The 24,182-nt window shown below is 40.8% G+C and carries 35 protein-coding genes and 1 pseudogene; 32 read left to right on the forward strand and 4 right to left on the reverse strand.

The window, feature by feature from the left end; translation table 11 throughout:
• The first annotated feature begins 3 nt into the window (after positions 1-3).
• The 27 genes and pseudogenes from rplD to HMPREF0013_RS20900 all read left to right on the forward strand — a co-directional run bounded on the left by rplD (position 4) and on the right by HMPREF0013_RS20900 (position 14,215).
• The gene (rplD, locus tag HMPREF0013_RS20770) at positions 4-606 is read left to right on the forward strand and encodes a 50S ribosomal protein L4 (protein ID WP_002049755.1); all 603 of its coding nucleotides are present in this window, start codon (positions 4-6) and stop codon (positions 604-606) included.
• Complete coding sequence (rplW, locus tag HMPREF0013_RS20775; protein WP_002049693.1) at positions 603-923, forward strand: 50S ribosomal protein L23; 321 nt, start codon at positions 603-605, stop codon at positions 921-923. The genes rplD and rplW overlap by 4 nt, the downstream gene beginning before the upstream one ends.
• Positions 924-934: 11 nt before the next feature.
• A complete protein-coding gene (rplB, locus tag HMPREF0013_RS20780) occupies positions 935-1,759 on the forward strand; it encodes a 50S ribosomal protein L2 (RefSeq protein ID WP_002049686.1) in 825 nt (274 codons plus the stop codon).
• 13 nt (positions 1,760-1,772) lie between these two features.
• Positions 1,773-2,048, forward strand: a complete 276-nt coding sequence (gene rpsS / locus HMPREF0013_RS20785; RefSeq protein WP_001138119.1) for a 30S ribosomal protein S19 — start codon at positions 1,773-1,775, stop codon at positions 2,046-2,048.
• An 11-nt stretch (positions 2,049-2,059) separates the two neighbouring features.
• Positions 2,060-2,389: a 50S ribosomal protein L22 gene (gene rplV / locus HMPREF0013_RS20790; RefSeq protein WP_001982638.1), complete on the forward strand. Its 330-nt coding sequence runs from the start codon at positions 2,060-2,062 to the stop codon at positions 2,387-2,389.
• Between the two features lies 1 nt (position 2,390).
• A pseudogene (rpsC, locus tag HMPREF0013_RS20795) lies at positions 2,391-3,207 on the forward strand (30S ribosomal protein S3).
• Positions 3,147-3,560, forward strand: coding sequence for a 50S ribosomal protein L16 (rplP, locus tag HMPREF0013_RS20800; protein WP_002049688.1), 414 nt, complete (start codon positions 3,147-3,149; stop codon positions 3,558-3,560). The pseudogene rpsC and the gene rplP overlap by 61 nt, the downstream one beginning before the upstream one ends.
• The gene (gene rpmC, locus HMPREF0013_RS20805; RefSeq protein WP_000849928.1) at positions 3,560-3,757 is read left to right on the forward strand and encodes a 50S ribosomal protein L29; all 198 of its coding nucleotides are present in this window, start codon (positions 3,560-3,562) and stop codon (positions 3,755-3,757) included. The genes rplP and rpmC overlap by 1 nt, the downstream gene beginning before the upstream one ends.
• Entirely contained in the window at positions 3,754-4,011 is a 258-nt protein-coding gene (gene rpsQ / locus HMPREF0013_RS20810; RefSeq protein ID WP_002116661.1) for a 30S ribosomal protein S17, read from the forward strand. Before rpmC ends, rpsQ begins: the two co-directional genes overlap by 4 nt.
• Before the next feature lie 92 nt (positions 4,012-4,103).
• Positions 4,104-4,472 (forward strand): 50S ribosomal protein L14, encoded by a 369-nt coding sequence (gene rplN / locus HMPREF0013_RS20815; protein WP_001982634.1) that lies wholly within the window; start codon positions 4,104-4,106, stop codon positions 4,470-4,472.
• Positions 4,473-4,481: 9 nt separating this feature from the next.
• Positions 4,482-4,799: a 50S ribosomal protein L24 gene (rplX, locus tag HMPREF0013_RS20820; protein ID WP_002116820.1), complete on the forward strand. Its 318-nt coding sequence runs from the start codon at positions 4,482-4,484 to the stop codon at positions 4,797-4,799.
• Between the two features lie 15 nt (positions 4,800-4,814).
• A complete protein-coding gene (gene rplE / locus HMPREF0013_RS20825; RefSeq protein ID WP_002116961.1) occupies positions 4,815-5,351 on the forward strand; it encodes a 50S ribosomal protein L5 in 537 nt (178 codons plus the stop codon).
• 9 nt (positions 5,352-5,360) lie between these two features.
• The gene (gene rpsN, locus HMPREF0013_RS20830; protein ID WP_002049689.1) at positions 5,361-5,666 is read left to right on the forward strand and encodes a 30S ribosomal protein S14; all 306 of its coding nucleotides are present in this window, start codon (positions 5,361-5,363) and stop codon (positions 5,664-5,666) included.
• 11 nt (positions 5,667-5,677) lie between these two features.
• Complete coding sequence (rpsH, locus tag HMPREF0013_RS20835; protein WP_002049732.1) at positions 5,678-6,073, forward strand: 30S ribosomal protein S8; 396 nt, start codon at positions 5,678-5,680, stop codon at positions 6,071-6,073.
• Between the two features lie 13 nt (positions 6,074-6,086).
• On the forward strand, positions 6,087-6,620 hold the full coding sequence (rplF, locus tag HMPREF0013_RS20840; protein ID WP_002116801.1) for a 50S ribosomal protein L6: 534 nt from the start codon (positions 6,087-6,089) through the stop codon (positions 6,618-6,620).
• A 14-nt stretch (positions 6,621-6,634) separates the two neighbouring features.
• The gene (gene rplR, locus HMPREF0013_RS20845; protein ID WP_002049741.1) at positions 6,635-6,985 is read left to right on the forward strand and encodes a 50S ribosomal protein L18; all 351 of its coding nucleotides are present in this window, start codon (positions 6,635-6,637) and stop codon (positions 6,983-6,985) included.
• Positions 6,986-6,987: 2 nt separating this feature from the next.
• Positions 6,988-7,485 carry a 30S ribosomal protein S5 gene (gene rpsE, locus HMPREF0013_RS20850; protein ID WP_001141025.1) on the forward strand — a complete coding sequence of 166 codons (498 nt, stop codon included), beginning with the start codon at positions 6,988-6,990 and terminating at the stop codon, positions 7,483-7,485.
• A gap of 6 nt (positions 7,486-7,491) precedes the next feature.
• Positions 7,492-7,668 carry a 50S ribosomal protein L30 gene (rpmD, locus tag HMPREF0013_RS20855; protein ID WP_000849088.1) on the forward strand — a complete coding sequence of 59 codons (177 nt, stop codon included), beginning with the start codon at positions 7,492-7,494 and terminating at the stop codon, positions 7,666-7,668.
• A gap of 3 nt (positions 7,669-7,671) precedes the next feature.
• Positions 7,672-8,112, forward strand: coding sequence for a 50S ribosomal protein L15 (gene rplO / locus HMPREF0013_RS20860; protein WP_002116985.1), 441 nt, complete (start codon positions 7,672-7,674; stop codon positions 8,110-8,112).
• A gap of 45 nt (positions 8,113-8,157) precedes the next feature.
• Positions 8,158-9,477, forward strand: a complete 1,320-nt coding sequence (gene secY / locus HMPREF0013_RS20865; protein WP_014207743.1) for a preprotein translocase subunit SecY — start codon at positions 8,158-8,160, stop codon at positions 9,475-9,477.
• A gap of 20 nt (positions 9,478-9,497) precedes the next feature.
• On the forward strand, positions 9,498-9,614 hold the full coding sequence (rpmJ, locus tag HMPREF0013_RS20870) for a 50S ribosomal protein L36 (protein WP_000867907.1): 117 nt from the start codon (positions 9,498-9,500) through the stop codon (positions 9,612-9,614).
• 106 nt (positions 9,615-9,720) lie between these two features.
• Complete coding sequence (gene rpsM / locus HMPREF0013_RS20875) at positions 9,721-10,077, forward strand: 30S ribosomal protein S13 (RefSeq protein WP_000090816.1); 357 nt, start codon at positions 9,721-9,723, stop codon at positions 10,075-10,077.
• A gap of 19 nt (positions 10,078-10,096) precedes the next feature.
• Positions 10,097-10,483, forward strand: a complete 387-nt coding sequence (gene rpsK / locus HMPREF0013_RS20880) for a 30S ribosomal protein S11 (RefSeq protein ID WP_001040166.1) — start codon at positions 10,097-10,099, stop codon at positions 10,481-10,483.
• A gap of 12 nt (positions 10,484-10,495) precedes the next feature.
• Positions 10,496-11,122, forward strand: coding sequence for a 30S ribosomal protein S4 (gene rpsD, locus HMPREF0013_RS20885; protein ID WP_000135204.1), 627 nt, complete (start codon positions 10,496-10,498; stop codon positions 11,120-11,122).
• Between the two features lie 17 nt (positions 11,123-11,139).
• Positions 11,140-12,147 carry a DNA-directed RNA polymerase subunit alpha gene (locus HMPREF0013_RS20890; RefSeq protein ID WP_002116730.1) on the forward strand — a complete coding sequence of 336 codons (1,008 nt, stop codon included), beginning with the start codon at positions 11,140-11,142 and terminating at the stop codon, positions 12,145-12,147.
• Between the two features lie 18 nt (positions 12,148-12,165).
• Positions 12,166-12,543 (forward strand): 50S ribosomal protein L17, encoded by a 378-nt coding sequence (gene rplQ, locus HMPREF0013_RS20895; protein ID WP_002049717.1) that lies wholly within the window; start codon positions 12,166-12,168, stop codon positions 12,541-12,543.
• A 181-nt stretch (positions 12,544-12,724) separates the two neighbouring features.
• Positions 12,725-14,215: a flavin-containing monooxygenase gene (locus tag HMPREF0013_RS20900; RefSeq protein ID WP_002116796.1), complete on the forward strand. Its 1,491-nt coding sequence runs from the start codon at positions 12,725-12,727 to the stop codon at positions 14,213-14,215.
• Between the two features lie 50 nt (positions 14,216-14,265).
• Here the strand turns inward: HMPREF0013_RS20900 and HMPREF0013_RS20905 are convergent, their stop codons facing one another.
• A complete protein-coding gene (locus HMPREF0013_RS20905) occupies positions 14,266-15,438 on the reverse strand; it encodes an acyl-CoA dehydrogenase family protein (RefSeq protein ID WP_025464188.1) in 1,173 nt (390 codons plus the stop codon).
• A 188-nt stretch (positions 15,439-15,626) separates the two neighbouring features.
• Between HMPREF0013_RS20905 and HMPREF0013_RS20910 the strand changes: the two genes are divergently transcribed.
• From HMPREF0013_RS20910 to HMPREF0013_RS20930, 5 genes are all read left to right on the forward strand, one after another.
• On the forward strand, positions 15,627-15,884 hold the full coding sequence (locus HMPREF0013_RS20910; RefSeq protein ID WP_002117064.1) for a succinate dehydrogenase assembly factor 2: 258 nt from the start codon (positions 15,627-15,629) through the stop codon (positions 15,882-15,884).
• Positions 15,885-15,890: 6 nt separating this feature from the next.
• The gene (locus HMPREF0013_RS20915) at positions 15,891-16,280 is read left to right on the forward strand and encodes a hypothetical protein (RefSeq protein ID WP_005804615.1); all 390 of its coding nucleotides are present in this window, start codon (positions 15,891-15,893) and stop codon (positions 16,278-16,280) included.
• Between the two features lie 770 nt (positions 16,281-17,050).
• A complete protein-coding gene (locus tag HMPREF0013_RS20920) occupies positions 17,051-18,139 on the forward strand; it encodes a hypothetical protein (protein ID WP_005804616.1) in 1,089 nt (362 codons plus the stop codon).
• Between the two features lie 84 nt (positions 18,140-18,223).
• Positions 18,224-18,799 (forward strand): rhombosortase, encoded by a 576-nt coding sequence (gene rrtA / locus HMPREF0013_RS20925; protein WP_025464189.1) that lies wholly within the window; start codon positions 18,224-18,226, stop codon positions 18,797-18,799.
• A 179-nt stretch (positions 18,800-18,978) separates the two neighbouring features.
• Positions 18,979-21,189: a TRAP transporter large permease subunit gene (locus tag HMPREF0013_RS20930; RefSeq protein WP_005804618.1), complete on the forward strand. Its 2,211-nt coding sequence runs from the start codon at positions 18,979-18,981 to the stop codon at positions 21,187-21,189.
• Positions 21,190-21,357: 168 nt separating this feature from the next.
• On the opposite strand, the gene HMPREF0013_RS20935 is transcribed toward HMPREF0013_RS20930, so the two are convergent.
• From HMPREF0013_RS20935 to HMPREF0013_RS20945, 3 genes are read right to left on the reverse strand one after another with little or no spacing between them, the layout of a single operon-like run.
• Positions 21,358-21,789 (reverse strand): hypothetical protein, encoded by a 432-nt coding sequence (locus HMPREF0013_RS20935; protein ID WP_005804619.1) that lies wholly within the window; start codon positions 21,787-21,789, stop codon positions 21,358-21,360.
• Between the two features lie 11 nt (positions 21,790-21,800).
• Positions 21,801-22,010, reverse strand: coding sequence for a YheV family putative zinc ribbon protein (locus tag HMPREF0013_RS20940; RefSeq protein ID WP_005804620.1), 210 nt, complete (start codon positions 22,008-22,010; stop codon positions 21,801-21,803).
• 40 nt (positions 22,011-22,050) lie between these two features.
• On the reverse strand, positions 22,051-24,105 hold the full coding sequence (locus tag HMPREF0013_RS20945) for a M3 family metallopeptidase (RefSeq protein WP_005804621.1): 2,055 nt from the start codon (positions 24,103-24,105) through the stop codon (positions 22,051-22,053).
• Positions 24,106-24,182 lie beyond the last annotated feature (77 nt).

A 24,182-nucleotide genomic window follows, 5' to 3' on the forward strand; every position in this document is an offset into this window, starting at 1 on the left:
ACCGTGAATTTGAAAACTGTTTCCGGCTCTGCTGTTGAATTGTCTGAAGTTGCTTTCGGACGTGAATTTAACGAAGCTCTTGTACACCAAGTTGTTACTGCTTACTTAGCAGGTGGTCGTCAAGGTACTCGTGCTCAAAAATCACGTGCAGACGTTTCTGGCGGTGGTAAAAAGCCATTCCGTCAAAAAGGTACTGGTCGTGCTCGTGCGGGTTCTATTCGTAGCCCTATCTGGGTTGGCGGTGGTAAAACTTTTGCTGCTCGTCCACAAGACTGGTCTCAAAAAGTAAACCGTAAGATGTACCGCGGTGCAATGCAATGTATCTTAGCTGAACTTGTTCGCCAAGATCGTCTTGTATTAGTTGAAGAGTTTGCAGTTGCAGCTCCAAAAACTAAAGAATTGCTTGCAAAGCTTAACGACTTAAATGCTGCTCGTGCATTAATCGTTACTGACGCTGTAGATGAGAACTTATATCTTGCAGCACGCAACCTTCCGCATGTAGATGTGGTAGATGCAACTGCAATCGATCCTGTAAGCTTGATCGCGTTTGATAAAGTTGTGATGTCTGTAGCTGCTGCTAAGAAAATTGAGGTAGAACTCGGATGAACAACGAACGTATCTATCAAGTCCTAAAAGGACCAGTCTTCTCAGAAAAGGCACAAGTATTAGGTGATACTGTTGGTGTTCAAGTATTTAAAGTAGACATCAATGCTACTAAACTTGAAATCAAAAAAGCAGTTGAAAAACTTTTTGGTGTAGAAGTTGTTAAAGTTAACACAACTATTACTAAAGGTAAGACTAAGCGCTTTGGTCGTACATTGGGACGCCGTTCTGATGTTAAAAAAGCATACGTCACCCTGAAAGCTGGCCAAGATGTTGAAATGGCTGACTTGGGCGATACCGCTGAAAGCGCAGCGGAATAAGGACGAAAATTATGCCGATTCAAAAATGTAAGCCAACGTCTCCAGGACGTCGCTTTGTAGAGAAAGTGGTTCATGACCATCTTCACAAAGGCGCTCCTTACGCACCGTTGGTTGAAGCTAAAAAACGTACTGGTGGTCGTAATAACAACGGTCACATTACTACTCGTCACGTTGGTGGTGGTCATAAACAACACTACCGTATCGTTGACTTCAAACGTAACAAAGACAGCATCCCAGCTGTTGTAGAGCGTATTGAATACGATCCAAACCGTACAGCACATATTGCTTTGTTGAAATATGCTGATGGTGAGCGTCGTTATATCATCGCACCTAAAGGCTTACGTGCTGGCGATAAAGTACAATCTGGTAACGATGCTCCAATTCGTCCAGGTAACTGCTTGCCACTTCGTAATATGCCGATCGGTTCTACACTTCATAACGTTGAACTTAAAATTGGTAAGGGTGCGCAATTAGCGCGTTCTGCTGGTGCTTCTGTTCAGTTGTTGGGTCGTGATGGTTCTTACGCAATTATTCGTCTTCGTTCAGGCGAAATGCGTAAAGTACATGTTGAATGCCGCGCTGTAATTGGTGAAGTTTCTAACCAAGAAAACAACCTTCGTTCATTGGGTAAAGCTGGTGCTTCGCGCTGGCGTGGTGTTCGTCCTACCGTACGTGGTATGGCGATGAACCCGATTGATCACCCGCACGGTGGTGGTGAAGGGCGTAACAAAGGTATTCAACCTGTAAGCCCATGGGGTCAAAAAGCTAAAGGGTACAAGACACGTACCAATAAGCGTACGACTAAGATGATTATTCGCGACCGTCGCGTCAAGTAAAGGAATCTGACTAATGCCTCGTTCTCTGAAAAAAGGCCCATTCGTCGATGCGCACTTGTTCGCTAAGGTTGAAGCGGCTGTTGCTAGTAACTCTCGCAAGCCGATTAAAACTTGGTCTCGTCGTTCGATGATCCTTCCAGATTTTGTTGGTTTAACAATTTCTGTTCATAATGGTCGTAACCACGTTCCAGTAATTGTTACTGAGCATATGGTTGGTCATAAACTCGGTGAATTCGCGCCAACTCGTACCTATCGTGGTCACGGTGTTGACAAGAAATCTAAACGTTAATAGGTGTCATGATGGAAGTAACTGCTAAATTACGCGGTGCCGCTATCTCGGCACAGAAAGCACGTTTGGTTGCAGATCTTATTCGCGGCAAATCTGTTGCGCATGCTTTAAATATCTTAAACTTCAGCAATAAAAAAGCTGCTGTTTTAGTAAAAAAAGCATTGGAATCTGCGATTGCAAACGCTGAACACAATAACAGTTTAGATGTTGACGATCTTAAAGTATCTACGATTTACGTTGACGAAGGCATGAGCCTTAAACGTATTATGCCACGTGCTAAAGGCCGTGCAGATCGTATTACTAAGCGTACTTGTCACATCACCGTTAAGGTAGGGGTTTGATATGGGTCAGAAGGTTCATCCAATCGGTATCCGCCTAGGTGTTGTGAAACGTCATAACGCTAACTGGTATGCGAATCCGAAACAATACGCTGAATACTTGCTTAAAGATCTTCAAGTTCGTGAGTTTTTAACTAAAAAACTTAAGAATGCGATGGTAAGCAACATTCTTATCGAACGTCCATCAGGCGCTGCTAAAGTAACTATTAGCACAGCTCGTCCTGGTATCGTAATCGGTAAAAAAGGCGAAGATATTGAGAAATTACAGCGCGAACTTACCAGCATTATGGGTGTTCCAGCGCAAGTAAGTATCAACGAAATTGATCGCCCAGACTTAGATGCGCGTTTAGTTGCTGAAGCAATCGCTTCTCAATTAGAAAAGCGTGTAATGTTCCGTCGTGCTATGAAGCGTGCGGTTCAAAACACTATGCGTGCTGGTGCTAAAGGTATCAAAGTTGAAGTGTCTGGCCGTTTAGGTGGTGCAGAGATTGCTCGTACAGAATGGTATCGTGAAGGTCGTGTACCTTTACATACGCTACGTGCAGACATTGACTATGCAACTATGCGTGCAGAAACAACTTACGGTACGATTGGTGTTAAAGTTTGGATTTTCCGTGGCGAGATTTTAGGTGGCATGAAACAAGTCATGAACCCTGCTCCTGCTGAAGATCGTCCAGCTAAACGTGGTCGTGGTCGTGGTGAAGGTCAAGAGCGTCGTGGTCGTCGCGGTGACCGTGCTGCTGACAAGGGAGAATAATCCATGTTGCAACCTAAACGTACCAAATTCCGTAAGGTGCACAAAGGCCGTAATACTGGTCTAGCGCATCGTGGTAGTACAGTATCATTTGGTTCGATTGCAATCAAAGCAACTGAACGTGGTCGTATGACTGCTCGTCAGATTGAAGCTGCACGTCGTACTATTAGCCGCCGTATTAAGCGTGGTGGTAAAATCTTTATTCGCGTATTCCCGGATAAACCAATTACTCAAAAGCCTCTTGAAGTGCGTATGGGTAAAGGTAAGGGTAGCGTGGAGTACTGGGTTTGCCAGATCCAACCAGGTAAGATCCTGTACGAAATTGAAGGTGTGAACGAAGAATTAGCGCGTGAAGCATTTGCTTTAGCTGCTGCTAAACTTCCGTTTAAAACCACTATCGTGACTCGGACGGTAATGTAATGAAAACTAAAGATCTACGTGAAAAATCGGTAGAAGAGTTGAAAGCTTTGCTTGATGAGCAACAGCTTAATCAATTCCGTCTTCGTATGGCGAAAGCAACTGGTCAGTTGGGTAAATCGCATGAAGTGCAAGTTGCTCGTAAGACAATTGCTCGTATTAAGACACTCCTTACCGAAAAACAGGGGAACGGACAATGAGTGAAAAAACAGTCCGCACGTTAACCGGCAAAGTAGTAAGCGACAAAATGGACAAGTCTATTGTTGTTCTTATCGAACGCCGCGTTCAACACCCGTTGTATGGCAAATCAATTCGCCGTTCAACTAAGTTACACGCTCATGATGAGAACAATGTTGCTAAACTTGGCGATGTTGTGACCATTAAAGAAAGCCGCCCAATTTCTAAAACTAAAGCTTGGACTTTAGTGGAAGTAGTTGAAGCAGCTGCTGAGTAATTCGACGTTCTTGTTGCATCATCGGTCAATTTCGAGTACTCTTTGAGCCTTTCGAAATTGTGACCGGTGATGCTCGGTTTTGGAGTAGGGCAATGATTCAAACCGAAACTATGCTCGACGTAGCAGACAACAGTGGTGCTCGCCGCGTACAATGTATTAAAGTACTTGGTGGTTCACATCGTCGTTATGCTTCTGTTGGCGACATTATTAAAGTTACTGTAAAAGAAGCAATCCCACGCGCACGTGTTAAAAAAGGTGACGTGATGAATGCGGTTGTAGTTCGTACTAAATTCGGCATTCGTCGTCCAGATGGTTCTGTGATCCGTTTTGATGATAATGCTGCAGTTATCCTGAACAACAACAAAGCTCCGATTGCTACTCGTATCTTCGGACCAGTGACTCGTGAACTTCGTACTGAACAGTTCATGAAAATCATTTCATTGGCTCCTGAAGTTCTATAAGAGGCAATCATGGCTAAGATTAAAAAAGGCGATCAAGTTATCGTGATCGCAGGTAAAGAAAAAGGCAAACAGGGTACTGTATTGTCTGTTTCTGAAGACCGCGTTAAGGTTGAAGGCCTTAACTTAGTGAAGAAGCATCAAAAGCCGAATCGTGTAACTGGCGCTGAAGGCGGTATCGTTACTCAAGAAGCTTCGCTTCATATTTCAAACGTGGCAATTTTAAATGCTACAACCCAGAAGGCTGACCGTGTTGGTTACCAAGTGATTGATGGCGTGAAAACTCGCGTTTATAAATCAAATGGTGAATCAGTGGCGGTAGCGAAGTAATAGGTTGAAAAGGCAATGGCCAGACTTAAAGCACGTTACAACGAAGAACTTAAAGCGAAGTTACAAGAAGAACTTAGCATTAAGAACGTGATGGAAATTCCACGCATCACAAAAATTACCCTAAACATGGGTGTAGGCGCAGCTGCAACTGATAAGAAATTATTAGATGGCGCTGTTGTCGATATGCAATTAATTGCTGGTCAAAAACCAGTAATTACACTTGCTCGTAAATCTATCGCTGGTTTCAAAATCCGTGATGGTTGGCCGATTGGTTGTAAAGTTACTTTACGTGGCGACCAAATGTACGAATTCTTGGACCGTTTGATCTCAATCGCAATCCCTCGTATCCGTGACTTCCGTGGTTTCTCTTCGAAATCATTTGATGGTCGTGGTAACTACTCAATGGGTTTGAAAGAGCAAATCGTTTTCCCTGAAATCGATTTCGATAAGATTGATCGTATTCGTGGTATGGATATTACTATTACTACGACTGCTCGCACCGATGACGAAGGCCGTGCGCTTATGCGTGCATTCGGCTTCCCGTTCAAATAAGAGGTCGATATGGCTAAGAAAGGTATGATTAATCGCGAATTGAAACGCGAAAAAACAGTTGCTAAATACGCTGCAAAACGTGCTGAATTAAAAGCTACGATTGCAAACGTAAATGCAAGTGAAGAAGAGCGTTTCGAAGCGATGTTAAAGTTACAAGCATTGCCACGTAATGCATCTCCGGTACGTCTTCGTAACCGTTGTGGTTTAACTGGTCGTCCTCATGGTTACTTCCGTAAGTTCGGTTTAAGCCGTAACAAATTACGTGACACAGTAATGCAGGGTGATGTACCAGGCGTTGTTAAGGCAAGCTGGTAAGGAGCGACTAAATGAGTATGCAAGATACCGTTGCCGACATGCTAACACGTGTTCGTAACGCACAAATGGCTAAGAAACAAACTGTTTCTATGCCTTCTTCTAAGTTGAAAGTTGCAATTGCAAACGTACTTCAACAAGAAGGTTATATTTCAAATGTAGAAGTTGCTCAAGAAGAGACAAAATCTACTTTGACAATTACTTTAAAATATTTCGAAGGCAAACCAGTTATCGAAATGGTTAAACGCGTAAGCCGTCCAGGTCTTCGCCAATACCGTGGTAAAGATAAACTTCCAAGCGTTAAGCAAGGTTTAGGTATTGCAATTGTTTCTACAAGCAAAGGCATCATGACTGATCGCGCTGCACGTGCTGCGGGCGTTGGTGGTGAAGTTATTGCTTTTGTTTCTTAATAGGTGATTCCTCATGTCTCGTGTGGCTAAAGCCCCAGTAACTGTACCTAATGGTGTAGCAGTTACTCAGAACGGCCGGCAGGTCGAAGTGAAAGGCAGCAAAGGTACATTGTCTTTCAACCTGCATGCGCTGGTCGAGCTAAAACAGGAAGAAGGTAAACTTCAACTTGCTCCAGTTAAAGAATCGAAAGATGCTTGGATGCAAGCTGGTACTGCTCGCGCTGTATTGAATAACCTTGTAAAAGGGGTTAGTGAAGGCTTCGAACGTAAGTTGCAGCTAGTTGGTGTTGGTTATAAAGCTGCGGTTAAAGGTACTGTTGTAAACCTTAACCTTGGTTTTTCACACCCAATTGACTACGCTTTACCTGAAGGTGTAACAGCGGAAACTCCAACTGCTACTGAAATCATTTTGAAATCAGCAAACAAGCAGTTGTTAGGTCAAGTAGCGGCAGAAATCCGTGCATATCGTTCTCCTGAACCATATAAAGGTAAAGGTGTTCGTTATTCGGATGAAGTCATTCTTCGTAAAGAAGCTAAGAAGAAATAAGGCGCGAGGTTCTTATGAACGAAAAGAAACAATCCCGTTTGCGTCGTGCGAAAAGCACACGCTTGCACATTCGTGCATTGGGTGCGACTCGTTTGTGTGTAAACCGCACTCCGCGTCACATCTATGCTCAAGTTATTTCAGCAGATGGTGGCAAAGTTTTAGCACAAGCTTCAACTTTGGATGCATCTTTACGTAGCGGTACTACAGGTAATGTAGACGCGGCTACTAAAGTAGGCGCTTTAATCGCAGAGCGTGCGAAAGCAGCTGGTGTAACTAAAGTTGCATTTGACCGTTCTGGTTTTAAATATCATGGTCGTATCAAAGCCTTGGCTGATGCTGCTCGTGAAAACGGCTTGGAGTTCTAATCATGGCTAAAGTTGAACAAAACGAAGGTCTTGTTGAAAAGCTGGTTGCCGTTGATCGTGTAGCCAAAGTTGTTAAGGGTGGTCGTATCTTCTCTTTCACAGCATTAACTGTGGTGGGTGATGGTAATGGTCGTGTTGGTTTTGGTCGTGGTAAAGCTCGTGAAGTTCCAGCTGCTATTTCTAAAGCACTTGAAGCTGCACGTCGCAACATGATTACTGTAGACCTTGCAGGTACTACTTTACAACACCCTGTGAATGCTCGTCATGGTGCAAGCCGTGTATATATGCAACCTGCTTCTGAAGGTACTGGCGTAATCGCTGGTGGCGCTATGCGTGCCGTTCTAGAAGCTGCAGGTGTACATAACGTACTTGCTAAATGTTATGGTTCTACTAATGCTGCAAACGTAGTAAACGCAACTTTCAAAGGTTTGCGTGATATGACTTCTCCTGAGAAAGTCGCTGCGAAACGTGGTAAATCAGTAGAAGAAATTCAAGGGTAATCAATCATGAAAACGATTAAAGTTACCCAGACTAAATCTTCTTCACATCGCTTGAAAAATCACAAGCTTTGCTTACAAGGTTTAGGTCTGCGTCGTATTGGTCATACTGTAGAAGTGCAAGATACGCCTTCTAACCGCGGTATGATCAACAAAGTCTACTATATGGTTAGTGTAGAGGAATAAGCCATGACTCTGCGTTTAAATGAACTTGCGCCTGCAGAAGGTGCAAAACGTGAACACCGTCGTTTAGGCCGTGGTATCGGTTCTGGCGTTGGTAAGACTGGTGGCCGTGGTGTCAAAGGTCAAAAATCACGTAAAAGTGGTGGCGTTCGTCCAGGCTTTGAAGGCGGTCAAACTGCGATTTATCGTCGTTTACCTAAATTCGGTTTCACTAGCCAAATCGCTTTAAAAACTGCTGAAGTACGTTTATCTGAGTTAAGCAAAGTTGAAGGCGACATCGTTAGCCTAGAAACTTTGAAAGCTGCGAATGTTGTTCGTCGTGACCAAATTCGTGCTCGTATCGTACTTTCTGGTGAAATCACTCGTGCATTCACTGTTCAAGGTGTTGCATTGACTAAAGGCGCTAAAGCTGCGATTGAAGCAGCTGGCGGTAAAGTCGAGGAGTAATCTCGAGTGTCTATGTCTCCTAGTTCTTCAGGTCATGTCAACATGATGAAAGGTCAGCCATTTCATGTGAAATACCGTGAAATTATTCGCCGGATGAGTTTTCTAATCGGTGCATTGCTGGTCTTTCGACTAGGAGCGCATATTCCAGTACCAGGCATTAATAATGCTGCGTTAGAAAATTTATTTCATGCGAACCAAGGAACTATTCTTGGGCTATTCAATATGTTTTCTGGCGGTGCTTTAGAGCGAATGTCTATTCTTGCTTTAGGGATTATGCCGTACATTTCTGCGTCAATTATTGTGCAGTTAATGTCTACTGTAATTCCATCACTTGAAGCCTTGAAAAAGGAAGGTGAGCAAGGTAAGCGTAAAATTAATCAGTATACACGTCAGGGCACATTGTTGCTTGCAGTGGTTCAAGCAGTTGGTATGTGCGCAGGTTTGATTGGTCAGGGTATTACTCTGTCAGTTGGTCTTGCGTTTTACATCCCAGCAGTAACTTCACTTGTCGCTGGAACTATGTTCTTAATGTGGCTAGGTGAGCAAATCACTGAAAGAGGTATTGGTAACGGTATCTCAATGATTATTTTTGCAGGTATTGTCGCTGGTTTGCCTAAACTAATTATGCAATCAGTTTCTTCTGTAGATAATGGTCAGACAAGTTTAATTGGTCTTGTAATCTTTGGTCTTTTGTCTTTAGGTGTATTGGCAGCTATTGTGTTTATTGAAAAAGCACAACGTCGCATTCCAGTAAACTATGCGCAAAAGCAACAAGGGCGTCGTATATTTACAGCACAGCAGACGCATTTGCCATTAAAAATTAATATGGCGGGTGTTATTCCTGCGATTTTTGCAAGTTCTTTACTCTTGTTCCCGGCAAGTCTTGGTCAATGGGTGGGAAGTGCAGATCCAAATGCTGGTTTTATTAAAAGCAGCTTACAAGATTTAGCTTTAGTATTGTCGCCTGGACAGCCTTTGTATTTGGTGCTCTTTGGTGCGTTAATTATCTTTTTCTGTTACTTTTATACGGCTTTAGTATTTAGCCCTAAGGAAGTATCAGAAAATCTAAAACGCAGCGGAGCTTATGTGCCTGGTATTCGCCCAGGTGAGCAAACTGCTCGTTACTTAGATCATATTCTTAATCGTTTGACGTTTATTGGTGCGATTTATATTACGGTCATTTGTTTAATGCCAATGATTCTACAAAGCTCTTTTGGGATTCCATTCTATTTGGGTGGTACCTCATTATTGATCGTAGTTGTCGTGGTTATGGACTTTATGGCTCAGCTACAAGCGCATTTAACATCTCATCAATATGACAATCAAACATTAATGAGAAAAACGACTGCTCATCCTAAGGGATAAGCGCACTTAGAGGTTTCATCATGAAAGTACAAGCTTCTGTAAAGAAAATTTGTGGTAGCTGTAAAGTTATCCGTCGTAATGGGGTTATTCGCGTAATTTGTAGCGCAGAACCTCGTCATAAGCAGCGTCAAGGTTAATCTAATCAAGACCTGTTGATTTCAGTAGGCGAATTGGGTTAATATCCGCCCCTCAAGATTTTTGTGGGGCGGTTGATTATCTCTACTGCCTTTTTGGAGAAAGTGAATGGCTCGTATTGCCGGTGTAAACATTCCGGATAACAAGCATGCTGTTATCTCCCTCACTTACATCTTTGGTATCGGTCGCCACACTGCTAAGAATATCTTAGCTACAGTTGGTATTACTGAAACTACTAAGATCCGTGAGTTGGACGATGCTCAGCTTGATGCGATTCGTGCAGAAGTTGCTAAGGTTCCTACCGAAGGTGACTTACGTCGCGAAATTTCCATGAACATTAAACGTTTAATGGATTTGGGTTGCTACCGCGGCCTTCGCCATCGTCGCAGCTTGCCTGTCCGTGGTCAACGCACCAAAACTAACGCACGTACCCGTAAAGGTCCGCGCAAACCGATTAAAAAGTAAGATTTCTGGAAGCTAAAAGATGGCTAAAGATACTCGCACACGCAAGAAGGTCACTCGTACCGTCTCTGAAGGTGTTGCACACATTCACGCGTCTTTTAATAACACCATTGTTACGATTACTGATCGTCAAGGTAATGCATTGGCTTGGGCCACCTCAGGTGGACAAGGCTTCCGTGGTTCACGTAAATCAACTCCGTTTGCTGCTCAGGTAGCTGCTGAAGTTGCTGGTAAAGCAGCTTTAGATTACGGTTTGAAAAATCTGGACGTCCTTGTAAAAGGTCCTGGTCCAGGTCGTGAGTCTGCGGTTCGTGCATTAGGCGCAGTGGGTTATAAGATTAACAGCATTACCGATGTGACTCCAATTCCTCACAACGGTTGCCGTCCACCTAAAAAACGTCGCGTGTAAGGAGAAACATTCATGGCTCGTTATATTGGTCCAAAATGCAAACTCTCTCGCCGCGAAGGGACAGACCTGCAACTTAAATCTGGCGTTAAACCATTTGACGTCAAAACTAAAAAAGCTAACAAAGCACCTGGTCAACATGGTCAGGCACGCGGTGGTAAGCAATCTGAGTATTCACTACAATTACGTGAAAAACAAAAAGTCCGTCGTATTTACGGTGTGTTAGAACGTCAATTTAGTAACTACTATAAAGAAGCAGCTCGTGTTAAAGGCGCAACAGGTGAGAACTTGTTGAAATTGCTTGAAAGCCGTCTTGATAACGTTGTTTATCGCATGGGTTTTGGTTCTACACGTGCAGAAGCTCGTCAGTTAGTAAGTCACCGTAGCATTACTTTGAATGGTCGTCGTGTAAACATCGCATCTATTCAAGTTAAAGCTGGTGATGTAATTGCGGTTCACGAAGGTGCTAAACAACAATTGCGTATTAAAAACGCGATTGAGTTAGCTGCACAACGTGGTATTCCAGCTTGGATCGAAGTTGATCATTCTAAGCTTGAAGGTACGTTTAAAGCTGCACCAGATCGTTCTGATTTACCTGCTGAAATCAACGAAAGCTTGATTGTAGAATTGTATTCTAAATAATCCTTGAGGTAGCAATAATGACGCGTACTGCAAACGAGTTTCTAACTCCGCAAGCGATCAAGGTCGAAGCGGTAAGCGGGACCTCGGCAAAAGTGATTCTAGAACCTTTAGAGCGTGGTTTTGGCCACACTCTAGGTAATGCTTTACGTCGCATTCTATTGTCTTCTTTACCTGGCGCTGCTGTGGTTGAAGTAGAAATAGAAGGTGTCGAGCACGAGTACAGTACTTTAGAAGGCTTGCAGCAGGACATCGTCGAGCTCTTGCTGAACCTAAAAGGATTGTCTATTAAGCTGTTCGATCAAAATGAAGCATATTTAACATTAGAAAAACAAGGTCCTGGCGATATTACTGCTGCTGACCTTCGTTTACCTCATAATGTTGAAGTGGTTAACCCAGAACATTTAATCGGTACTTTAAGTGCTTCAGGCTCATTAAAAATGCGCTTGAAAGTTGCTCAAGGTCGTGGTTATGAAACATCTGATTCTCGTTTCCCTGAAGGTGAAACACGTCCTGTTGGTCGTTTGCAATTAGATGCTTCTTATAGCCCGATTAAGCGTGTTTCTTACACCGTTGAAAATGCGCGTGTAGAACAACGTACCGATTTAGATAAACTGGTAATCGACCTTGAAACAAATGGAACGGTTGATCCTGAAGAAGCTATCCGCAAAGCGGCAACAATCTTGCAACAACAAATTGCAATTTTTGTTGATCTTCAGAAAGACCAAACTCCAGTTGCTCAAGAGCCTCGTGAAGAAGTTGACCCAATCTTGCTTCGCCCAGTAGATGATCTAGAGCTTACTGTTCGTTCTGCTAACTGTTTGAAAGCAGAAAATATTTACTACATTGGTGATCTTGTTCAACGTACTGAAGTTGAGTTATTAAAAACTCCTAACCTTGGTAAAAAATCGTTAACAGAGATCAAAGATGTTTTGGCATCGAAAGGCTTACAACTCGGTATGCGTCTTGAAAACTGGCCACCAGCTAGTCTTCGTATGGACGACCGTTTTGCCTATCGTAGCCGTTAATTAAGTAGGACTATCACCATGCGTCATCGTAATAGTGGTGTGAAATTAGGCCGTACAAGCAGCCATCGTAAAGCGATGTTCCAAAACTTGGCTAATTCTTTATTTGAACACGAGTTGATCAAAACAACTGTGCCTAAAGCTAAAGAATTACGTCGTGTTGCTGAGCCTTTAATCACTCTAGCAAAAAACGATACTGTAGCAAATCGTCGTTTAGCATTTGCTCGTACTCGTAATGCTGCAACTGTTGGTAAATTATTTACCGTACTCGGCCCTCGTTACAAAGAACGTAACGGCGGTTATCTACGTGTTCTTAAAGCGGGCTTCCGTGCTGGTGATGCAGCACCGATGGCTTACGTTGAGCTTGTAGATCGTGAAGTAAACACTTCAGCTGAATAATTGATTTTATTCAAAAAAGACCGGTTTTATACCGGTCTTTTTTATTTCTATTCACAAAATAAATTATAAAAATGTCCTCAAGTGACATAAAAAAGCAGATAAACGGTCAAACTTGACATTGTGTATTGTCAAAATTGTGTTTTAATAAACTTATATTCTCAACAATGGGTATAAAAATAAAATGGAAAAGCAAGTTGATATTTTAATCATTGGCGCAGGTATTTCAGGAATCGGAATTGCTGCCCATTTGTCAAAAAATTCACCACAACGACAATTCGAGATTTTAGAACGTCGTGAGTCTTTTGGTGGAACATGGGATCTTTTCCGTTATCCTGGTATCCGTTCAGATTCAGATATGTCTACCTTTGGTTTTAACTTTAAACCATGGTGTAAAGCGAATGTATTAGCTGATGGTGCTTCTATTAAAGGATATTTAGGTGAAGTAATTAATGAATTTAAATTAAAAGAAAAAATTCATTTTGGTCATCGCGTACTTTCTGCTAATTATGATTCGGCTTCAAAAAAATGGCAGGTTGTAGTCGAAGATAGCAATAAAAAACAGCAGACTTGGATTGCTAACTTTGTGGTCGGTTGTACAGGTTACTATAATTATGATCAGGGTTATGCGCCTTCTTTCCCAAATCAAGAAGCATTTAAAGGGCAACTCATTCACCCACAGCATTGGCCTGAAAACTTAGATTACACAGGTAAAAAGGTGGTTATTATTGGTAGTGGTGCAACAGCGATTACTTTAGTACCAGCAATGGCTAAAGGTGGGGCAGGTCATGTGACCATGTTGCAGCGTTCACCAACATATATTGCTAGCGTTCCTTCTATCGATTTTATCTATGAAAAAACGCGTAAATTTATGTCTGAAGAGGCAGCTTATAAATTTACTCGAGCTCGCAACATTGGTATGCAGCGCGCTATTTATGCGCTGTCTCAGAAACATCCTAAAACTGTACGTCGTTTACTTTTAAAAGCAATTGAAGTGCAGCTTAAAGGTAAGGTTGATATGAAGCATTTTACACCTTCATACAATCCTTGGGATCAGCGTTTATGTGTAGTGCCAGATGGGGACTTGTTTAAGATTTTACGTGAAGGCAAAGCGAGCGTAGAAACTGATCAAATCGAGAAATTTACTGAAAAAGGTATTTTACTTAAATCTGGCAAACATCTTGATGCTGATATCGTTGTTTCTGCAACAGGATTACAAGTTCAGATTATGGGCGGAGTTCAGGCGACTCTTGATGGGAAACCAATCAACTCATCTGAACATATGCTTTATAACGGTATAATGCTAAGTGATGTGCCGAATATGGCTATGATTATTGGCTATGTGAATGCTTCATGGACACTCAAAGTAGATATCGCTGCCGAATATATTTGTCGCTTATTAAACTATATGGACAAAAATAGTTATGATGAAGTGATTCCATCGGGTGATAAGACTGTGATGGAAGAAGATACTGTAATGGGTAAATTATCTTCAGGTTATATTAACCGTGCAGCACATGAACTTCCTAAACAAGGTAAGCGTGCTCCATGGCAGGTGACTAATAATTATTTAGAAGATAGAAAGTCTTTGAAAAATGCAAAATTTGAAGATGGCATTCTTCATTTTCATAAGCGTTCTGAAGCGAATGAGCGTAAACCAAAATTAGTATCTTAAGTCGTGTTAAATAAGAAAAGGGGCGTAATGCCCCTTTTCTTATGAAGGTATTAAAGTGTTCTTGAAATTAATTCTTTCATGATTTCATTTGTACCTGCATAAATTCGATTTGCTCGATGATCAATGTATGCACGTGCAATTGGATATTCAAGCATATAGCCATAACCCCCATGTAACTGAAGACATTCATCTACAATCTTTGAGAACATATCAGAAATTTTATATTTAGCAGCTGCTGCAGCTTCTACACTTAACTTTTCTTCAAGTTGTAATTCCATACAACGATCTAAATATGTCCGGCAGAAATCTATTTCTGTTCTGAGTTCGGCAAGTTTAAAGCGTGTATTCTGAAATGCGCCAATAGGTTTACCAAATGCCTTGCGATCTTTTGTATATTGGACGGTATGTGCAAATGCTGCTTCAGCACCTGCCTGACAAATAATAGCAACTAACATTCGTTCCCATGCTAATTCTTTCATGAGCATGATAAAGCCCATACCTTCCATGCCTAAAAGGTTTTCTTTAGGAACGCGAACGTTATCAAAGAATAATTCGCAGGTATCTTGGCCTTTCATACCAATTTTGTTTAGTGGTTTACCTTTACTAAAACCAGCACGATTTGCTTCTACAATAATTAAGGATAAGTTCGCCGAACCTTTATCACTATTGCCAGTCTTACAAACGACTACGGCCATGTCGCATAAGTAGCCATTTGTAATAAAAATTTTGGAACCATTAATGACATATTCATCACCCTCAAGTACGGCGGTGGTTCTTACCGCTTGTAAATCTGAGCCAGTGCCTGGTTCCGTCATTGCAATAGCAGTAACAACTTCTCCAGTTGCCATTGTGGGTAACCATTTTTGTTTTTGCTCTTCATTACCAAAATTATTAATGTAATTAGCAACAATATCGGAATGTAGAGAAAAACCAGTACTTGAGTCCATCGCATACGCTTGTTCTTCTATAAGAATCATACTGTATAGGCGATCTACCCCAGAGCCTCCATATTGCTCTGGCATTGTGGTGCAAAGAAGACCTAGTTCTCCAGCTTTATTCCAAAGATCTCGGTCAACATGTTGCTGTTTTTCATATTTTTCTATATTGGGAACGACTTCCTTTTCATAGAATTTACGCACTGTCTCACGGAAAGCTTCGTGTTCTTCATTGAATAATTTTCTCGGTAACATATTTGGAATAGGACGGATGGCACCAGATTGCATTTGTATTTCTTCCTTGGTTCAGGTGTGATGTTATGCCCTAAACATACGTAAGCATTTCATGCCCCACAATGTGATGAATGCTCAATTATGCGGACAAGATGATAAATTTGGTCAATTTGATATTTTTAGCGATCTTTAGGATGTGATCAGGTAAACTAGGCGCACTATCAACACAGATGGGGACGTAAATGTCTGACGAAATGACCTTGGAAGAACGTAAAGTAATTTATCGAGCACGCCGTGGCTTAAAAGAAATTGACGTCTATTTTGACCCGTATGTAAAAAATTATTATTTAAAAGCTGATCCAGCAGAAAAAGCATTATTTGCAGAGCTAGTTGATCAAGAAGATCCAGATTTATTAGATTGGTTCATGGAAGTTTCTGAGCCTCCACGTACTGAGTTACGTGAATTTATTTATAAACTAAAACAGTATGTGCATGGCTAAACTGTTTTGATAAAAGAATTAAATTTTGAGCTGAAATATAGCCGTGTCTCGGTAATATTTCAGCTTTTTGTTGGTTTGGGTTTAGCAATCCTGCTTTATCAATTATTAACACCGATATGGTGGCTATGTGCTGTCATTCTTCTATTTATTGGTTTTATTTTCTTTCTAAAGCAAGCACAAATATCTCAAATTGAATATTTAGATCAAAAATTATGGTCGATTGCATATTTTTCGAAAAAAGAAATTTACCGTGGGGAAATTACTAAAATAATTGATTATCAGTTATTTGTAGTTATTTATTTTGAAGAAACTCCTACGAATATAGCTATTGTTTGGTTCGATCAGCTTCCTATTCAGCAGTGGAAAAGATTAAAAGTTTTAGAAAAACTCTATTAATTGTTAGACAATTCTACAATTGTATATTTATTTAAAATACATAAAAAACAAAAACTTAATAATTATTTTCTTTATTAAACTTCGGATTGTCTAATTAAAATATAGAAAAAAGCCAAGGAAAGACAATTGTCTGACAATTTCGCCTATGGGTAGCTATTTGATCGGTTAAAGTACAAACACCAACGTAAAGTGTGTCGGAGGTCTCAAAATGGAGATGCCAACATGGTCGTTCTTGGTCATTGCCATCATTCTGGCAGTGGTGATAGGAAGAGCAGGAACTTTACTCAGGGAACATCTTAACAAAGTTAGCTTTAACAAGGTTAAGAGACAGAGGATGCAAGGTCGTCGATCAGTCAATTATTAAAATTGGTTAATCGATTAATTTCATCAAGTGTCCAGTTTATAACTGGGTGCGATTGTAGTAAGGAGGTCTCTCATGGAGATTTCAATGTGGATGTTTCTGTTAATTTCAGTTGTTATGGCTGTAGTAGTAGGAAGAGCAGGAACTTTACTTAAGGATTATATAGAACAAAAATAATATAAGCTGTTAAAAGCTTATCCCAGTTAATAAGTAGCATGTGCTGAACCGTCGCAATGCTACTTTTTTTTGCCTAAAATTTGTGTTTCCTCAAAAAACTGTCAATTTTATCTGCTGTGAAGTGTGTCAAAGTATAAGCGCTACAATTAGAGTAATTACTCTTTTATTCAAGATATGCATCTGCTAATGTACATCTGAAAAGGAAAAAACAAATTACATAGAGGACAGGAAGATGTCTAAAGTCCAAAAAATAAGCCAAGGTTTGGCGGTGAGTTTTCTTACAGCTTCAGTTTTATCAGGTTGTTCATACGTCGTGAAAACCGGAGCAAATGTTGCTCTAGGTTTTACGGAAAAGCATGTCGTTCCACCTATTTTGGCGATGCAAGATGCTGAAATGGTATGTAATACCGGTAGTGCGTTAACACCTGCAATCATGTCTACTAAAGGGATGGGTGCAGATCCGACACGTGTTGCAGTATTAATGTATGCAGCATCAGGTGTATGTGCGGAAAATCAAGCTTTAGAACAAGAACTGCGTTATTTACGTGCTTCAAAAGCAGGTCAAGTGACAGAAGCCCAAGATGCACGTATTGCACAGAAGCGTTGGGCAGCAATTGCAGCTGAACGTCAGTATACAGGCTATAAGTTATTTGCTGATCGTTGGGAATCTAAATATAAATATCACTTAGGTGACTCTTGCCCAACGATGCGTAATGATACTGATCAAACCGTTTATTTACTTGGCATGATCAGTGGTCTTCAGGCTGTGACCAACGATATTAACTCAGGCGGCGCAGTCAATGTTCCTAAAGATATTGCTGCTATTGTAGAGCGTGGCATGGTTTGTCTAGATAATGAAAAATTCTGGGGCGCACCTAACGCAACGCGTGCTGTTATCTGGACTTTATTGCCAGGTGCTGATGAAGGGAAACCTGATCCATACCAAACTTTAAAACAGTCAATTCAGATTGGTGAGAAAAAAGGTGTTCGCCTATCTCATGCCTTATATGCCGTAGCTGCCCAAGCAAGCGGTGATGATGCAAAAATCCGTGATGCATTAAGATCTTATGCGGCGTCTCAAGCTGATGACAAACCTGTCAATCCTAACTTTAAGTTAATTGATAGTATGGCTGGCCTTATTGTACGTGGTATCTCTGACCGTTACTGGACTGAACATACTGGTGTACGTACCGGAGATGATGGTATGTCTCATTTCTGGGATGATAAGAATGAAGGTGCAGCAGAGCTAGATGAGTTGTTTGATGGGGGAGCCGCGTCTGAAGTTCCTGCTGATTCATCTGCTCCATCAGCAGCGCAGTAAAGAATATTTGAAAGGCTAACTTCTTGCGAGTCTATTGTTAAGTTCTACAATAATCGTAAGAAGTTTAATTTCAAGGAGTGTGCCATGAAGGATCATGTACTGAATAGTAAAGTGCTTCTGGTCGCAGTGTGCATTTCCATATCTGCTTGTCTACAGGTGTTTCCTGATACTTTTATTTATTGGCGCGAAAGTTTACTTGGCGAATTCTGGCGTTTATGGACTGCACATTGGGTACACGTTGGATGGGTTCATTTTCTTTTAAATATGATGGCATTCGCCTGTTTACCCTTTATCTTTCCACATACAAAAGCATGGCATCTTCTAAGTCTACTTTTACTATTGCCACTCTTTATTAGTTTGGTGTTCTACTTTTATTTACCTTATATCGAAGCTTACGCAGGTCTGTCTGGTGTCTTACATGGACTATATACAGCGGTTGCTTTGGTCTATCTGCAATATCGTAAAGAGCAAAATTTTGCTTTGCTGGTTTTAGGGTTAATTATTGCCAAACTTATATGGGAAAACACTTTTGGGCAAACAGGGACCGCTCAGTTAATAGGGAGTCCAGTTTTAACTGAAGCTCACCTATATGGAGCAATTGGTGGCGCAATCTTTGGAGGATGCTATTGGCTTTTTCAGAGATTAAAAAAGAAACATTGACAATACAAACTGTTAAAAAAGAGATTTTAGTCATTCTTTATTAACAAAGTTTGATGCAAATTTGATCGTTGAATAAAGGGATTGGTAGAAGGGGGATGGATTTAACCCCTGACCAAGAAAAATTGCATGACTCAATTCTTTAATTTTTAAGGACTTGAGAGAACAAAATTGGAATATTTATGCAAGAACATCAAGAAAAAAGATCTGGATTAGGTCTGCTGGGTTATATCTGGAACGAATGGATCTCAACATTCGTCATCCTCATTCTGCTATTAATGACGCTAATTATTGGTACCGGGGAAATGATCCACGGACAATTATTGCGTATCGGGGAGCGTCTATATGGCGACCCTGCTACAGGTATGCAATATTCTTTTTTGCGTGCTGAGCCTGAAAAGCCAACTTGTGATCGACATCCAAATATCGAGGCTCAAGTAAAAGAACAAATGAAAGCGAATGCGTCTGATGATTTCGCGAGTTTCTTTGGTGCAGCATCGGAAAGTGATGTCCGTGCATCACTACTCGCAGCGCAACAACAATGTGATGAAAAATATCAGTTCTATGATAAAGCAATCGCTTATATGGATGCACATCCAAGTATCCGTACGTATCGAACAATAGAAACCTCTTTTTTTGGTCTCTTTAAATTTGGTACTGAAAATAGGGCAATGCTTTTAGTTGTGATGGTTGTTTTGGCCGCGATAACTGCGACATTGAAGACACATCATATCGGTTTACGTAGCCCAGCAACGAAAATTGATTTTCGTGTATATTCAATTGCGATGTTATTTGCTAATGGTCTTTTAACATCATCAACGATTAGTCAATATCGTTCGGTAACGGGTTCGGGGGTGCCTGTAGCAATTGAAATGCAAGTGATTTACTGGTTATGGATTACGTTATTTGCGATTTTGACATTAATCAGTTTATTTCAGTTGATTAAATCTCCAACTCCGACGAAAAAGGGGGGAAATCTTGGGCTTGCTTTCTTAAGTGTGCCACTTTATGCCTATATGGCAATTATTACTGGTATTGCATTTACTTTCTTTATGGATTATCCAATGGGACAAGGTATTTACCTTGGACAGTTGGTTGAATTCTCAAGTATCTTTTTAAATCTTGCTCTATTTATATGGGCAGGTATGTTACTTAAACAAACACGCATAGTTGATTTATTTCTTAATATACTACGGCCTTGGAATCTAGCACCTGAAACTTTAACTTGGTTAATTCTAATTGCAGCAGCTTTACCTACAGCTTATACAGGGGCTTCGGGTATCTTCGTTATTGCAGCTGGTGCAATTATTTATAAAGAAGTCTGGAATGCAGGTGGTCGCCGTCAATTCGCTTTGGCAGCAACAGCTATGTCTGGTTCATTAGGTGTTGTGTTACGACCATGTTTGCTGATTGTTGTTGTTGCGTCTTTGAATAAAGAAGTCACAACAGATTTGTTATATCACTATGGAATATATACATTTCTGCTGTCTTCAACTTTATTTTTAATAGTTTCTTTATTTTTTGCTGAGCAAAAATTTCGTATTGCACCAGTAAAAATAGCATTTCCTAAATCCTTACGCGCTTTTGTTCCTGTATCGCCATATATTGTTATTTTTATCCTAATCTGGTTGTTTTACAAGCATGCCTTGGCAACAGATTTGAATGAGTTCACAGCACCAGTCATGATGCCTGTAATCTTATTACTAATGGTGCTATTTGATAAGTTACGTAGGGAGCCTGCTCCGTTAGCACCAGTCGGTCATTGGGATAGTACCCTTAATGTTTATACTGCTCCAGCCGATGGTTCTCAGCCTGTACCTCAAGTAAAGTCTACAGATGATCCACGTAATCCTGAGCGTAGAGTTTCTTTCCGATCAGCTTTACACACAGCTACAAGTGAAACTGTTGGACATATTGGTGCATTAGTTATTCTAATGGCATTGTCTGTAAGTGTCGGTGGATTCTTGGAACGAATCGAAATTATGGAGGCTTTCCCAACAGATATTAATAGTCTATTTGTTGTGATCTCTTTGATTGTGATTCTCATGGTATTTGTTGGGATGATCATGGATCCATTCGGTGCTGTTATTTTAATTTCAGCAACCGTAGCACCCGTAGCATATAAATACGGAATTGATCCTGTGCATTTCTGGATGATCGCTTTAATTGGTTTTGAGCTTGGCTATATTACTCCTCCAGTTGCTTTAAACCACTTATTGGCCAGACAAGCAATTGGCGACGATGAGGTATCTGAAGCAGATGCAGAAGTTCGTCATAAATCATTCTTCTACCGCTTCGAGCGATGGGTACTTCCACTAATTGTAATGGTGCCTGCAATGCTTATTATTGCTTATGCACCTTACTTCTTTAAATTATTCGGTTGGTATCACTAATCTAATAATTTGAAGTAAATATCTTGATTAAAAAACACCCTCTTAAAGAGGGTGTTTTTTTGGATGATACAATATGAGTATTTTGCGTTCGATAACAATCTAATTTTCTTCTTAAAATTAGAAAGCTAAAGATAGATAACTTTAGCTTTTTTAGATTTGATTGAAAAACTATTGCTGTTTAAGCTGAGCTTCCAGCAATTTAACTTGTTCTTCTTTGAGTTTAGTTAATTGATCCGCATCTGCATGCTGAGCTTTTAAGGTTGCTTCCTGATCTTTTAGCTGCCGATGAACATCTTCAAGTTTAGATACTTCTTCTTTTGCTAAAGACTCTTGGACAGGGACAGGCTCTTTAAGCACATTTTCACTAACAAGTTGCTGAGAGCTTGCATTTTCAGCTAAGGGTTCAGAACTTGGTAATGGGTCAGCTGGTTTCGGTTTAGCAGGAGCAGGAGTCGAGACAGGTTGTGGATCAACCAGTGGTGCTGACGACTCGGTTTTTTTAAAAAACCATTGCGCTGCAAAAAAAAGCACTACGACAATGCTTAAGCCCCCAATTAAAATCCATAATAATTTTGAGTTTTGTTTTCTTTGTAGTGGCATGTTTAAGACCTTTAGTCGGGACGACGTGGCTTGAACTGTATTACCCCAATTTCATCCGGTTCAGCAGGTGTTTCAGGCTCATCAACATGAGTCGGACGATTTTCGCTATAACCGCATTCGATACATTCAATCCATTGGTCTTCTGCGGTGGTTAGCATGATAATCCGATCCATGGCTTCACATTTTGGACATTTTGCCCCAGCAATGAAACGTTTTTTCATCTTTATCACCCTAACCACACGATCAATTTAGGCCCATAGTTTAAGCGGTTTTGTTGTCATTCGTCCAACCTTGATGACGTAACAATGCGTCAATTTTAGGCTCGCGTCCACGGAAATTCACAAATGCCTCAAGCGCAGTGTCTTTTCCACCCACAGCTAGAATTGCCTGACGGAATTCTTTACCCGTTTGAGTGTTAAAAATGCCTTCATTTTCAAAACGATCAAATGCATCGCTCGCTAAGACTTCTGCCCATTTGTAAGAGTAATAACCTGCGGCATAACCGCCAGCAAAAATATGACTAAAACTATGTTGGAAACGGTTGTAGTCGACAGTAGGAACGACCGCATATTGCTTACGAATATCGTTTAAGGTTTGCTGAATTTGCTCACTGTTCAGGGCTGGCGTTTTGGTGTGAATGGTCAAGTCAAATAATGCAAATTCAAGCTGACGTAAAGTTTGCATACCAGATTGGAAGAATCGAGCATTTAATAAAGCATCTAGTAATTCTTGTGGCAAAGTCTGTTTACTATCGATGTGTTCACTTAATACATCTAGGCTTTCTTTATCCCATGACCAGAATTCCATAAATTGGCTTGGTAGTTCTACTGCATCCCAAGCAACGCCATGAGTTCCTGCAACCGAGATATTATCTACTTCGGTCAACATATGATGTAAACCATGTCCGAACTCATGGAACAAAGTAATCACTTCATCATGAGTCAATAACGCAGGTTGGTCACCTACAGGAGGAGTGAAATTACACACCATATAGCAAATTGGTTTTTGTAAACCATGAAGTGTTTGCATGCGCGAGCGGAAGCCATTCATCCATGCGCCACCACGTTTGCCTGTACGTGCATAGATGTCAAAGAAGAAGCCACCAATCACTTGGCCTTGATCTTCTAATTCAAAATAACGTGCATCTGGATGCCAGACAGGTGCTTGTCTTTCAATAATGTTAATGCCGTATAGACGCTGCACAATCTGGAATAATCCCTGAATAACTTTAGGTGCAGGGAAATAAGGTTTTAATGCTTCTTGAGATAAGTTGAATTGTTGCTGTTTAAGTTTTTCAGAATAGTAAGTTGTATCCCAAGGTTTAAGCTCATCAACACCATCTTGTTTAGCAATTTCTTGAAGTTCGGCAACTTCTTGAAGCGCAGGAGCACGCGCATGCTCTGCTAGGTCAACCAAAAACTCATGTACTGTTTTTACGTCCGGTGCCATTTTGCTTGCAAGAGAATATTCAGCATAGTTATTGAAACCAAGTAGTTTCGCCATTTCCTGACGAAGACTCAAAATTTCTTCCATAATTTTGCTGTTATCAAATTCAGTTGGTTCAGACTGATCAGATGCGCGAGTCACATAAGCTCTATAAAGCTCTTCACGCAATGCACGGTCATCTGCATAAGTCATGATTGCAAAATATGCTGGGAAATCTAGGGTTGCTACAGCTTGGTCAAGTTCACGTTGTTTGCCGTACTGTTTTAATAACTCAATATTACTTTCTGGAAGACCTTTTAGCTGATCTTCGGTAAGTGGTTTAAAGTAAGCTTGTGTTGCATCAAGTACGTGGTTTGAAAAATCAGAAGAAAGCTGTGAAAGACGCGCAGAAATCTCTGCATAACGTTTTTTCTCTTCACCCTCTAAGGCTACACCTGAAAGTTTAAAGTCACGTAAAGCTAGACGGATAGCACTTTGCTGTGCAGGGCTAAGAGAGCTATAACCTTGACCATCATGGATGTGTTGATAGGTCTGATAAAGCGCCGTGTGTTGACCAAGCTGAGTGTAATATTCACTTAATGCTGGTAATAAAGATTTATAGACTTCTCTCGTTTCTGCATTGCTCATTACAGCGTTTAAATGCGATAAAACGCCCCATGATTCACTTAGATTATTTTCAAGCGTATCGACTTGCTCAAGTACGGCAAGTTGCTGAGCTGCATCTGTAGGTGCAGCCGTAAGAGTATTTAAAAATTCCTGACCTGCTTGGATCGCTTGTTGAATGTCTTGTTTTAAATTTTCTAATTCAATTTGGTCAAAACGCGGAGTTGGTAAAGTCGCTTGCTGTAAAGTCATTGCTAATAGCCACATTATTTTTTAAACATGGTATTAGATGTAGGTCCTCTCAAGTCGGAAATCAAGCTTAATGTGTAAAATAACCCCTTTTA

It is taken from the genome of Acinetobacter sp. SH024 (assembly GCF_000163635.1).
Classification (GTDB): Bacteria; Pseudomonadota; Gammaproteobacteria; order Pseudomonadales; family Moraxellaceae; genus Acinetobacter; species Acinetobacter pittii.